This is a genomic window from Halomonas sp. NyZ770, from assembly GCF_020616575.1.
Classification (GTDB): Bacteria; Pseudomonadota; Gammaproteobacteria; order Pseudomonadales; family Halomonadaceae; genus Vreelandella; species Vreelandella hamiltonii.
This window is the reverse complement of the sequence record NZ_CP085143.1, coordinates 1283667-1296183: the sequence shown is the minus strand read 5'-3', so window position 1 is coordinate 1296183 and position 12517 is coordinate 1283667. Positions and strand designations below refer to the sequence as shown.

Sequence of the window (12517 nt, the reverse complement as noted above, 5' to 3'; positions counted from 1 at the left end):
CACCAACATCAACCATCAAGGGGAGCGCCGTGAGTCTGGCCATTTTCGACCTGGATAATACGCTGCTATCCATCGATAGCGATCATGCCTGGGGGGAGTTCCTGGTAGAGCAAGGAGCCGTGGACCCGGTGGCCTACCGCGAGGCCAATGAGCGCTTCCTGGCCGATTACAACGCCGGTACGCTGGACATGATGGCGTTTCTGGCGCTGGCGCTGAAACCGTTGGCTGACAACAGCCCGGAACAGCTTGCTGCCTGGCACCAACAGTTTATGATTAGCAAGATCGAGCCGCATATTCTGCCCAAGGCCGAAGAGCTGCTGGCCCGCCACCGCACCAAGGGCGACACGCTGTTGATCGTCACGGCCACCAACCGCTTCATCACCGGCCCGATTGCCGAGCGGCTGGGCGTGGATGACCTGATTGCCGTCGACCCCGAGATGGTCGATGGCCGCTACACCGGACGTGTGGCCGGGGTGCCCAGCTTCCGGGAAGGCAAGGTCGCCCGTTTGGAAGCGTGGCTGGAAGACCAGGATTGCACCCTCGATGACGCGTGGTTCTACAGCGACTCCCATAACGACCTGCCGCTGCTGGAAGTGGTCGACAACCCCGTTGCCGTAGACCCTGACGATACTCTTCGCCAAGTGGCCGAGGCGCGCCATTGGCGCATCATGAGCTTACGGGATTAATGGCGTTCGACCCACCTACCCTGCTGACGCTGACCATTGCCATCGCCGCCGCTGCGGCGCTGTACCTGTTGATGGAGTGGCGCGGTGCCCGCGAACAAGCCCTGCTGCTATGGGCAGCGGGGTTCGCCACGGTGACGGTGGGTTCCAGCCTTTCTCTGCTACGCGCCAACGGTTTCTTTCTGGTAGGCGTTTGGTTCGCCAATGGCCTGCTGATCCTGGCTCACTGGCTGTTCTTGCTGGGCGTGCTGCGTTTCGTGGGTCAACGCCCCAGCCGCGCCTGGTGGCTGCTGGTCGTCATCTGGTGCGGGCTGCTGCTCCCCGAGCCCTTGACCAGCTCCAAGCTCTACCTATCGCTCAACTCCCTGCTGGTAGGACTGCTGGCCTTGCGCGCCAGCTGGGCGCTCAAGCTGGAATCCGACGCCGCCACGCTCGGCACGCGCCAACTGCACTATGTACTGATGATCCATGGCCTGTTCTATGTGGCCAAAGGGCTGCTACCGCTGGCCCCCAACACGCTGGTTAATCTGATGGCTTTTCAAGGTGCCATCATTCGTATTTCGCTGGTGGAAGGCTCCATGGCCATCCTGTTGATTGCGCTCTCGATGACGGGCACCGTTCGCTATCAGCGGGAGCGGCACATTACCCACCTCGCCGAACGCGACGCCCTGACCTCGCTGCTCAACCGTCGTGGTTTCGAAGCCCAGGCGCCGCGCGTACTCAAGCGTATCTCCCCCAGCCAACCAGGGGCGCTACTGCTGCTGGACCTGGACAACTTCAAGCAGATCAACGATCTCTATGGGCACGCAGCGGGAGACCACCTGCTGCTCGCCCTGGCCGACATTGCTCGGCAAACGCTCCCCACGGACGCGCTGCTGGCCCGCCTGGGTGGCGATGAGTTCGTCTTTCTATTGAAAGACGTGAACGACGATGAATTGCTGCACATCGGCCAGCAATTACGCCAACGCTTCCACACCGTCGCCTCGCACACCTACCTCACCCCCGCCCCCGTCTCCTTGAGCCTGGGCGTCACACGCCTCACCCAGCCCACCCAAGACCTGTCCAGCCTCCTCGCCCAAAGCGACCAAGCCCTCTACGAAGCCAAGCGCCGCGGCCGCAACCGCATGGAAATCTGCTGACGCCACCACCACTATGCTTGGGTGGCTGCCCGGCTCATCAAGCCGCTGTAGTGGTGTGTGGGAGGGGGCTTCAGCCCGCGATGATTCAGGCTCCCAGCCTATTCAGGCAGTCGCCCAATGAAATTGGCCTCCCACAGATATGAAGCCCCCGAACGACAATATGCCACCGCCACCCTCGTCGCCCTCATCGGCAACGCTCTGCGTTGCTTCGCGGGTGCGCTCCGCTTACACCGCGCTGCGGTACGCGCCCACATCACACCAACGCATAAACCACCCCGATCACACCGCCAACACCAACCCGAATACGTCACCACGGCAAATCGAGGCAAACCCGTAGCGCGGCGTAACGATTGAGCGAGAGCAACGAGCGAATGAGGCACCCGCGAAGGGCGGCACCAGCCGCCCCGATGAAGCCACCAAACCCAACACGCCCTCGAACCGCAAAACGCCACCGCCACCCTCGGCGCCCCCATCGGCAACGCTCTCCGCGTTGCTTCGCGGGTGCGCTCCGCTTACGCCGCGCTACGGTATGCGCCCACATCACCCCAACGTATAAACCACCCCTATCACATCGCCAACACCAACCCGAATACATCACCACGGCAATCGAGCCCCCCGTAGCGCGGCGTAACGATTGAGCGAGAGCAACGAGCGAATGAGGCACCCGCGAAGGGCGGCGCCAGCCGCCCCGATGAAGCCACCGCCACCCCCAGCGCCCCCATCGGCAACGCTTTCGCGTTGCTGTAATGGTACGTGTGGGAGGGGGCTTCAGCCCGCGATGATTCAAGCTCCCAGCCTATTCAGGCAGTCGCCCAATGAAATTGGCCTCCCACAGAGATGAAGCCACCGAACGACAATATGCCACTACCACCCTCGTCGCCCTCATCGGCAACGCTCTCGCGTTGCTTCGCGGGTGCGTTCCGCTTACGCCGCGCTACGGGGTCACCCACTCAAGCTATCCCGCAAGCGACATAACGTTCCATCCAAACCCATTACGCTGAGCATAAAAAACCCCGCAAGCATGGCTTGCGGGGTGGGTGCGGTTGGCGAGTGCCAAACGGCGTGCTTAGCCGAGCAGGTGCTCGACGGCAGCGCGCTCTTCGCGCAGTTCTTTTTCCGTGGCCTGCATCTTCTCTTTGCTGAACGCATCGAGTTCGAAACCTTGTACGATTTCGTACTTGCCACCCTGGCAGCGCACCGGGTAGGAGTAGATGATGCCTTCGGCGATGCCGTAGCTGCCGTCGGAGGGGATGGCCATGCTGACGATACCGTCGCAGCCCAGCGCCCAATCACGCATGTGGTCGATGGCGGAAGACGCAGCAGAGGCGGCAGACGAGGCGCCGCGCGCCTTGATGATGGCGGCACCGCGCTGCTGTACGGTCGGGATGAAGTCGTTTTCGTACCAGTCGCGCTCGACCAGATCGAAAGCGGCTTTGCCGTCTACCTTGCACTGGGCCAGGTCCGGGTACTGGGTGGCACTGTGGTTGCCCCAGATGATCATGTTTTCGACGTCGGTGACGTGCTTGCCGGTCTTCTGTGCCAGCTGCGTCAGGGCGCGGTTGTGGTCCAGACGGGTCATGGCGGTGAACTGGCCAGCGTCCAGGTCCGGCGCGTTGCAGGAGGCGATCAGCGCGTTGGTGTTGGCCGGGTTGCCGACGACCAGCACTTTCACGTCGCGGCTGGCGTGGTCGTTCAGCGCTTTACCTTGTACGGAGAAGATGGCGGCGTTGGCTTCCAGCAGGTCTTTACGCTCCATGCCGGGGCCACGCGGACGAGCACCTACCAGCAGAGCGAAGTCGGCATCCTTGAACGCCACGTTGGGATCGTCGGTGGCGACGATATCTTGCACCAGCGGGAACGCACAGTCGTTCACTTCCATGACCACGCCGTTCAGCGCGCCCATGGCTTGGGGAATTTCGAGAAGCTGGAGAATGACGGGCTGATCCGGCCCCAGCATGTCGCCAGCGGCAATGCGGAAAATAAGAGAGTAGCTGATCTGGCCGGCACCGCCGGTAATCGCAATACGTACTGGATCTTTCATCATTGCTCCTTGATGGTTCGCCTAGTGAAGGTTCGCCTGGTAAAGATTCGCGCACCGATGTTATGCCCACACGCCCAAAAACTCAATCAGACTTGAGACTACTACCCATTCGCGCGGCGGCTTGGTACTCGCTGAGCGGCAGCACTTGCGCTATGGTGTGACGGGTTGCGAGCCCCTCTTTATTTGGAACAGTGACTCCTCATGCGAAGAATCCCCCCCTCTTATGCACTGGCTAGCCTGCTGGTGCTGGCCCTGGTGGTATGGCTTGCCCTGGGCGACTTTCAGCGTTTTCAGTCCACCCCTGTAGAAAACCGCGAGAGCAACAGCGAGACCTTGGCTCGGGTGGAGGTCTCGACCCAGCCCAGCACGCTCTACATTCCTCAGGTGGTCGTTCAAGGCCAGTTGGCGGCCGCTCGCGAGGCGGTGTTGCGCGCCAACGTGGCGGGCCTGGTGGCGGAAGCCCCCATCACCCAAGGCGAGCGCGTTCAACCGGGCGAGACGCTTCTGGTACTGGAGAGCGATGCCCTGCCGGAGCGCCTGCAGCAGGCACGCGATGAGCTGGCCCTGGCGCAGGCCGAGTACGCGGGGGCCCAGAACCTTCGCCGTCGCGAGCTGATTTCCCAGCCCGAGCTGTTGCGCTTGCAAAGCGCACTCAGCGCCAGCGCGGCCCAGGTGGCTCAATTGGAGAAGCAGCTACGCGATACCCGCCCCAGCGCTCCGTTCGAAGGCGTGCTGGACCGGGTACAGGTGGAAATCGGCGACCTGCTGCAGCCCGGAGAAGAGTGGGCTCGCCTGGTCGATGACCGTCGCCTGAAAGGGGAAGCCTGGGTGTCCCAGCAGCAGGTAGGCGCTTTGAGCGAAGGGCTGCCGGTGACGGCCCGCCTGTTGAATGGTGGCGAGCTGTCTGGCGAAGTGAGCTATATCAGCCGCCGTGCCGATGAAGCGACCCGGACGTTCTATGTGGAAGTCATCCTCGACAACCCCGAGCGCCAGCGGCTGGCAGGCGGTAGCGCCGAGCTGACCATCACCCTCCCCCCTCGCGCCGTGCATACGCTTTCGCCTGCGCTGTTCAGCCTGGATGCGCGGGGCCAGTTGGCCATTCGGCATCTGGATGCCGAAAACCGCGTGGTGCAGTCTGCCGTGGAGCTGGTCAGTGCCGACACCCAGCGCGCCTATGTCAGCGGCCTGCCCGACCCGGTCACGCTGATCACGTTGGGAGCTGGCCTGGTCAGCCCAGGCGAGGAAGTCACCCCCGTGCCTGCCCAGGAAGGTGGTCATGCGCTCACTCATTAATGCCGCGCTGACCCATACGCGCACCACCCTGCTGCTACTGGTCGGGCTACTACTCGCTGGGCTCACGGCCTGGCAAGTGATCCCCAAGGAAGCCAACCCGGACGTCACCATTCCGATCATTTATGTCTCGCTCTCGCTGGAGGGGGTCAGCCCGGAAGATGGCGAACGGCTGCTGATTCGCCCGATGGAGCAGGAGCTGCGGGGCATTGCCGGGCTGCGCAAGTTCACAGCGCAGTCCAGCGAGGGGCATGGTTCCGTCACGCTGGAGTTCGACCCGGGCTTCGATCCGGACACCGCGCTTTCCGACGTGCGGGAACGGGTGGACATTGCGCGTAGCAGCCTGCCCACCGAAGCCGATGAACCGAGGGTCATGGAGGTCAACGTCTCGGAGTTCCCGGTCTTGAGCATCGGCCTTTCAGGGGAACTGGACACCCGCGAGCGCATTGCCATCGCCCGTCGCCTGAAGGAGGAGATCGAAGGCATTGCCGACGTGCTGGAGGTGGACATTGCCGGTGACCGTGAAGACCTGCTGGAAATCGTCGTGGACCCGCTGGTGCTGGAGAGCTATGGGGTCGATTTCGATGCCTTGTTCAACCAGGTCTCGCGCAACAATCGGCTGGTGGCAGCCGGCAGCCTGGACACCGGCGCAGGCAGGCTGGCGCTGAAGGTGCCCGGCATCATCGCCGCCCTGGAAGACGTGATGAACATGCCCGTGAAAGTAGAGGGCGAGCAAGTGGTCACGTTCGGTGACGTGGCCTGGATTCATCCCACCTACAAAGAGCCCGAAGGCTTTGCCCGTATCGACGGTCAGCCTGCCGTGGTGCTGGAAATCTCCAAACGCGCCGGGGCCAACATCATCGCCACCATCGACGCCGTGCGGGACCGCTTTGCGGAGGCGCAAACGCTGTTACCCGAGCAGCTACGGGTGACGACCATCCTGGACGAGTCGATCACCGTGCAGAACATGCTCTCCGAGCTGCTCAACAACGTGCTAACCGCAGTGGTGCTGGTACTGGTCGTGGTGGTCGCCGTGATGGGCTGGCGTATGGCACTCCTGGTCGGACTGACCATTCCAGGGGCTTTCCTGACCGGTATTCTGCTGGTGTGGGCCTTTGGCTTCACCCTCAACATCGTGGTGCTGTTCGCACTGATTCTGGTGGCGGGCATGCTGGTGGACGGTGCCATCGTGGTCAGCGAGCTCGCTGACCGCCATCTGCACGAGGGGCAGACGGCTCATCAGGCGTGGCTGAACGCCGCGTCGCGGATGAGCTGGCCGGTGATTGCCTCCACGGCAACCACATTGGCGGTGTTTCTACCGCTACTGTTCTGGCCCGGCGTCGTCGGCCAGTTCATGAAGTACCTGCCCGCGACGGTGATTCTGTGCCTGCTGGCCTCGCTGGTCATGGCACTCATCTTCCTGCCCACGCTTGGGCGGCTGTTTACCCGTACCGCCAAGGCCAGCGGTGCAGGCACTGGCCCCCTGGATGAAAGCACTGCGATGGGCCGAGGCTACCGCCATTTGCTGAGCCGATTGCTGCGCTACCCCGGCTGGGTGCTGGCCTTCGCCCTGCTGCTGATCGCGCTGCTGTATACCGGCTATGCGCGGTTCAACCACGGCGTGGATTTCTTCCCCAATGTCGAACCCGATAGCGCCCAGGTGCTTGTGCGCGCCCGGGGCGATTTTTCCGCTCAGGAAACCGATGCCATTTTGCGCCGCGTGGAGCAGCGCCTGGGCGGCCTGGGTGAAGTGGAGGCTCTCTACGCACGCTCTTTTGCAGTGCCCGACCAGCAGATGGGCAGCGACGTGGTCGGCATGCTGCAGTTTCAGTTCATTGATTGGTATCAGCGCCGTCCGGCACGCACCATTCTGGCGGACATGGCCGAGCGCACGTCAGATATTCCGGGGATCACCCTAGAATTCCGCGAGCAGGAAATGGGCCCCGGCGGCGGCAAACCCATCGTGCTGGAAGTCAGCGCCACGGACCCGGACGTTGCCGATGCGGGGGTCGATCAACTCACCCGGTTGATGCGCGAGCTGGGCGGCTTCGTGGATATTCAGGACAACCGCAGCCTGCCAGGGGTGGAGTGGCAGATCACCGTGGACCGTGAGGCCGCCGCCCGCATGGGGACCGACATCACCACCATTGGCAGCGCGGTTCAACTGCTCACCACCGGCCTGCAGGTGGCCAGCTACCGCCCTCCCACGGTGAGTGACGAGGTCGATATTCGCGTACGCCTCCCAGAACACTGGCGCACGCTGGACCAGTTGGAGCGGCTCACCATCAACACCTCCCGTGGGCAGGTGCCGATTTCTCATTTCGTGGAAATCACCCCGGCGCCCAAGGTGGGGACATTGAACCGCATCGATGGCCGCCGCGCGATTACGCTGGAAGCGGATCTGGCGCCCGGCTACCTGGCCGATGAGCGCCTGAGAGCCCTGCTGACCGCTGGCCAAGGCCAACTGCCGGATGGCCTGATGGTCAATGTGGCTGGCGAGCAGGAGGATCAGCAGGAGTCGATGCAGTTTCTGATCAGTGCCTTCCTGATTGCCGTAGGATTGATGGCGCTGATTCTGGTGACCCAGTTCAACAGCTATTACCAGGCCGCGCTGGTGCTGTCCGCCATCGTGTTCTCCACGGCGGGCGTACTCATGGGCCTGCTGATCACCGGCCAGGCCTTTGGCATCGTCATGGTAGGCATGGGCGTGATCGCGCTGGCGGGCATCGTGGTCAACAACAATATCGTCTTGATCGATACCTACAACGAGCTGCGCCGCGACGGCATGCCACCTCCTCAGGCAGCCCTGGAAGCAGGCTGCCTGCGCCTGCGCCCCGTCCTGCTGACCGCCATCACCACCGTGCTGGGGCTGATGCCCATGGTACTGGGAGTCAACGTCAACCTCTTCACCCCCGCGCTCGGGTTCAACGCCCCCTCCGCCCAGTGGTGGACACAAATGTCCAGCGCCATCGCCGGTGGATTGACGTTCGCCACCTTCCTCACCCTACTGCTCACCCCCTGCATGCTGGTGATCGGCGGCCGCTTACGGCGGGAGAAAGATCTCGGATAAAACGCGCCCCACCCCGCTACGGGCAACCCCATTTGCATCGTTGGCGCCGCACCCGTAGCGCGGCGTAAGCGGAGCGCACCCGCGAAGCAACGCGAGAGCGTTGCCGATGGGGGCGACGGGGGTGGCGGTGGCGTTTTGTGATTCGAGGGCGCGGTGGGTTCGGTGGCTCCATCAGGGCGGCTGGCGCCGCCTTCGCGCCGGGCCGCCGCTGCGGGTGCCTCTTTCGCTCGTTGCTCTCGCTCTTTCGTTACGCCGCGCTACGGGGGTATCCGTGCCCGTGCCCCATACCCAATGTTGGCGATGTACCCGTAGCGCGGCGTAAGCGGAGCGCACCCGCGAAGCAACGCAGAGAGCGTTGCCGATGAGGGCGACGGGGGTGGTGGTGGCATTTTGTGTTTCGAGGGCGCGGTGGGTTCGGTGGCGTCATCAGGGCGGCTGGCGCCGCCTCCGCGGGTGCCTCTTTCGCTCGTTGCTCTCGCTCTTTCGTTACGCCGCGCTACGGGGGTATCCGTGCCCGTGCCCCCATACCCAATGTTGGCGATGTACCCGTAGCGCGGCGTAAGCGGAGCGCACCCGCGAAGCAACGCGGAGAGCGTTGCCGATGAGGGCGCCGGGGGTGGCGGTGGCGTTTTGTGATTCGAGGGCGCGGTGGGTTCGGTGGCGTCATCAGGGCGGCTGGCGCCGCCTCCGCGGGTGCCTCTTTCGCTCGTTTCTCTCGCTCAGTCGTTACGCCGCGCTACGGGGGTATCCGTGCCCGTGCCCCCATACCCAATGTTGGCGACATACCGTAGCGCGGCGTAAGCGGAGCGCACCCGCGAAGCAACGCGGAGAGCGTTGCCGATGAGGGCGACGGGGGTGGCGGTGGCGTTTTGTGGTTCGAGGGCTCGGTGGGTTCGGTGACGTCATCAGGGCGGCTGGCGCCGCCTCCGCGGGTGCCTCTTTCGCTCGTTTCTCTCGCTCAGTCGTTACGCCGCGCTACGGGGGTATCCGTGCCCGTGCCCCCATACCCAATGTTGGCGACATACCGTAGCGCGGCGTAAGCGGAGCGCACCCGCGAAGCAACGCGGAGAGCGTTGCCGATGAGGGCGCCGGGGGTGGCGGTGGCGTTTTGTGGTTCGAGGGCGCGGTGGGTTCGGTGACGCCATCGGGGCGGCTGGCGCCGCCTCCGCGGGTGCCTCTTTCGCTCGTTGCTCTCGCTCTTTCGTTACGCCGCGCTACGGAGGTATCCGTGCCCGTGCCCCCATACCCAATGTTGGCGACATACCGTAGCGCGGCGTAAGCGGAGCGCACCCGCGAAGCAACGCGAGAGCGTTGCCGATGAGGGCACCGGGGGTGGCGGTGGCGTTTTGTGGTTCGAGGGCGCGGTGGGTTCGGTGACGCTATCGGGGCGGCTGGCGCCGCCTCCGCGGGTGCCTCTTTCGCTGGTTGCTCTCGCTCTTTCGTTACGCCGCGCTACAGGGGCGCGGCATTAAGCGGGAGATTTGATCTGCTGGGGGCTGTGGGCTGCGTGGAGGCGTGCGATGAGCTGATCCTCCAGGGCGAAGCGTTCGGTGAGCCCTTTGGCGAGCCGGTCGATCCAGGCGGGCAGCCGGGCCAGGTTTTGCTGGCAGCGTACCGGGGTGGCGAAGTCTTCGTCGAACTCCAGCACCATGGCGGTAGACATTTCGAGCCTTTCCAGCAACAGGGCCGCGATTTGCAGGGCTCCTTCATCTTCGAAGGCCTTGGCTTCTTCGGCCAACTGGGGGTAGATCTCGAAGTGGCCCGCGCTGATGTAATCCATCAGCAGTTCGCTGAAGGTGTCGATGCGCGCCTTGCTGACGGCTTCGAGTTCCGCATCGCAGGCTTCCTTGAGCTCAATGAAGCTGACCAGTAGTGCGCGCCGTTGATCCAGCCAGCGGTCGATCAGGCTGTGTACGCCCCCCCAGCGCTCCAGGGCATTTTTGCAATCTTCGAGCATGGGGCTTCTCCTTGCTGATAGCCGCCTTCATCAAGGCTAGACTCGCTGTTCCTTCTAGCCCTGTCAATGCAGGCGGGCACGATTTCCTTGATACTGCCGAGTGTGCCTTGAATAATCAACGCTTGGCTAACGTACCCTGCCCTGTCACGGCCAGCCATAACATATGTAACGGTACCAGGGCGAGAATGAGGAACCCGACCAGCGTCCAGCCAGGCAGCGACAGCCCCAACAGCATGAAGTCGATTTCCGCGCACTCGCCGGAGCCGGTGAGCACCATGGCCACGACTTCCTGCATGGGCAGAATATCCATCATGTATTCCAGGCCGGGGCCACAGCTGGGCACTTCATCGGCGGGCAGCCCCTGTAGCCAGACATGGCGGCCTGCGATGAACGCCCCGGTACCCACCGCCGCCAAGCTGAGCACGCCATATAACCCCTTGCCGAAACGGCCGCGGGGGTTATGAATGGCAGCCACGGCCAGTACCAGCCCGGCGGCGATGACCGCGACGCGCTGGAAGATGCACAGCGGGCAAGGCTCCAGCCCGCCAATGTGTTCCAGTCCTAGCGCCACGGCCATCATCAGGATACAGAAGGCAACGCCGAGTAGCGCGACCGGACGAATAGTTGATGAGGTCATTGCCCATCCTCAGGTGTAATGGCCGATAGCGCTCGCGATTCCCGCGCCTTGGCGAAGTAGTTTTCCAGGAAGGTACTGAAGCTTTCTTGATCCGCGGCTTCGATATCACGCTGCTGCTGGTGCGAGGTGTCGATGAGCTGTGCCAGCAGCGCTTCCCGTGAACGCAGCATGGGGGTGCTCTTCAAGGCCTCTGCCTGTTCTTGGGCCATGCCCAGCAGAGTCTCGCTGAGCGAGCCGTTGCCGGATTGCAGCTTCGCCAGCAGTTGCGCAGAGGGCGTCAGCTCGGGCTGGCGCAAACGGGGCTGTAGCGCCGCCAGGGCGGCCGCATGGGGAGCGTCGTCTTCCACGGCGTCCAGCAGCCGAGCGACCTCGGCCATTTCCGCGAAGATCTGCTCGCCCCACTCGGGGAGCGTCACCGATTCCCCCTGACGCACGAGACGCAGCTCAGGGTCACGCCCCCGCTCCACCACCAGGCGACGGTTGTCATCCAGGCGGTCACACTCTTCATCGGAAATCCAGGGGCTGTCGCTGAGCAGACACCACATCAGGAAGGTGTCGACGAAGCGCATCTGCACTTCCGTGACGCCCAGCGGATCGAAGGGATTGAGGTCCAGACAGCGCACTTCGATGTACTCGACGCCACGAGCTTCGAGTGCCTGGCTCGGGGTTTCGTTGTGCCGCGCCACGCGTTTGGGGCGAATATCGCTGTAGTATTCGTTCTCGATCTGCAGAATATTGGCATTGAGCTGCTGCCACTCATCGCCTTGCCGAACGCCCAGCGCTTCATAATCGGGCCACGGTGTGGAAATCGCATGGCGCAGGGTGTTGACGTAGTTGGAGAGCGAGTTGAAGCAGATTTTCAGCTGCGACTGGACCTTGTTCTGATACCCCAGGTCGGACATGCGCAGCGTGGTAGCGTAGGGGGCGATATAAGTATCGTCACCGAGCGGCTGCAGCTTGTCCGGCACCTGCCCGCTGGGCAGGAAGCTCTTGTCCACGGCGGGAGACGCACCGAATAGATAGAGCAGCAGCCAGCTATGGCGACGGAAGTGACGAATCAAGCCAAAGTAGCGCGTCGAACGGTAGTCGTTGAACGGTACGTGGGTGGCTTTTTCCATCTCGCGCAGGGCGTACCACATGTCTTCAGGCAGCGAGACGTTGTAGTGCACCCCGGCAATGGCTTGCATGATCCGCCCGTAGCGCACGTCGAGCCCTTTGCGGTAAACGTGCTTCATGGTGCCCACGTTGGAGCTGCCGTAGTCGGCAATCGGCACGCTGTCGTTACCGGAGAGCCGGGAAGGCATGCTGCCAGGCCAGATCCACTCGTTATCGAGATGGTGATAGGTAAAGGTATGCAGATCGGACAGGAAGGCCAGCGCCTCCTTGGGTTCCGAATACACCGGGGTGATGTACTCCAGCAGCGCTTCGGAGTAGTCGGTGGTGATGTGCGGGTGGGTCAGCTTGGAGCCCAGCGCCTGGGGGTGTGGGGTCTGTGCGATATGGCCCTGCGCATCGACCCTCAGCCCCTCTTTTTCTAGCCCGCGACGCAGCCGCCCCAAACGACCCAGACGGGCGCTGGGGAGCAGGCGCTCGACCTGAGCGGTCAGCGACGTAGGCACCGTGAGTGGTTCAGACAAGGTGAACACTCCTTGTTGATAAGGCCTGCATGACGCAGGCCTTGTGGAAACCGGCGGGCGTGA

The 12517-nt window shown here is 63.3% G+C and carries 8 protein-coding genes; 4 read left to right on the top strand and 4 right to left on the bottom strand.

The features are described from left to right. The first annotated feature begins 29 nt into the window (after positions 1-29). A complete protein-coding gene (locus LG409_RS06010) occupies positions 30-686 on the top strand; it encodes a histidinol-phosphatase (protein WP_096923286.1) in 657 nt (218 codons plus the stop codon). Beyond that, complete coding sequence (locus LG409_RS06005) at positions 686-1822, top strand: GGDEF domain-containing protein (protein ID WP_227407818.1); 1137 nt, start codon at positions 686-688, stop codon at positions 1820-1822. Before LG409_RS06010 ends, LG409_RS06005 begins: the two co-directional genes overlap by 1 nt. A 1066-nt stretch (positions 1823-2888) precedes the next feature. On the opposite strand, the gene LG409_RS06000 is transcribed toward LG409_RS06005, so the two are convergent. Continuing rightward, positions 2889-3863, bottom strand: a complete 975-nt coding sequence (locus tag LG409_RS06000) for a malate dehydrogenase (protein WP_039183870.1) — start codon at positions 3861-3863, stop codon at positions 2889-2891. Positions 3864-4064: 201 nt separating this feature from the next. Here LG409_RS06000 and LG409_RS05995 point away from each other — a divergent pair, with 201 nt between their 5' ends. Both LG409_RS05995 and LG409_RS05990 read left to right on the top strand, forming a co-directional pair. Further along, positions 4065-5156 (top strand): efflux RND transporter periplasmic adaptor subunit, encoded by a 1092-nt coding sequence (locus LG409_RS05995; protein ID WP_096923288.1) that lies wholly within the window; start codon positions 4065-4067, stop codon positions 5154-5156. Beyond that, on the top strand, positions 5140-8223 hold the full coding sequence (locus LG409_RS05990; RefSeq protein ID WP_096923289.1) for an efflux RND transporter permease subunit: 3084 nt from the start codon (positions 5140-5142) through the stop codon (positions 8221-8223). Before LG409_RS05995 ends, LG409_RS05990 begins: the two co-directional genes overlap by 17 nt. Before the next feature lie 1468 nt (positions 8224-9691). Here the strand turns inward: LG409_RS05990 and rsd are convergent. From rsd to gshA, 3 genes are all read right to left on the bottom strand, one after another. Then, complete coding sequence (gene rsd, locus LG409_RS05985) at positions 9692-10180, bottom strand: sigma D regulator (protein WP_039183827.1); 489 nt, start codon at positions 10178-10180, stop codon at positions 9692-9694. Between the two features lie 115 nt (positions 10181-10295). After that, positions 10296-10817, bottom strand: coding sequence for a disulfide bond formation protein B (locus LG409_RS05980; RefSeq protein ID WP_189463856.1), 522 nt, complete (start codon positions 10815-10817; stop codon positions 10296-10298). Beyond that, positions 10814-12454 carry a glutamate--cysteine ligase gene (gshA, locus tag LG409_RS05975; RefSeq protein ID WP_189463857.1) on the bottom strand — a complete coding sequence of 547 codons (1641 nt, stop codon included), beginning with the start codon at positions 12452-12454 and terminating at the stop codon, positions 10814-10816. The genes LG409_RS05980 and gshA overlap by 4 nt, the downstream gene beginning before the upstream one ends. Between the last annotated feature and the right edge of the window lie 63 nt (positions 12455-12517).

Bases quoted from the DNA above. Each gene is read 5' to 3' on its own strand.
- LG409_RS06005 (WP_227407818.1), top strand. From the start codon at position 686: ATGGCGTTCGACCCACCTACCCTGCTGACGCTGACCATTGCCATCGCC.
- LG409_RS06000 (WP_039183870.1), bottom strand. From the start codon at position 3,863: ATGAAAGATCCAGTACGTATTGCGATTACCGGCGGTGCCGGCCAGATC.
- LG409_RS05995 (WP_096923288.1), top strand. From the start codon at position 4,065: ATGCGAAGAATCCCCCCCTCTTATGCACTGGCTAGCCTGCTGGTGCTG.
- LG409_RS05990 (WP_096923289.1), top strand. From the start codon at position 5,140: ATGCGCTCACTCATTAATGCCGCGCTGACCCATACGCGCACCACCCTG.
- rsd (WP_039183827.1), bottom strand. From the start codon at position 10,180: ATGCTCGAAGATTGCAAAAATGCCCTGGAGCGCTGGGGGGGCGTACAC.
- LG409_RS05980 (WP_189463856.1), bottom strand. From the start codon at position 10,817: ATGACCTCATCAACTATTCGTCCGGTCGCGCTACTCGGCGTTGCCTTC.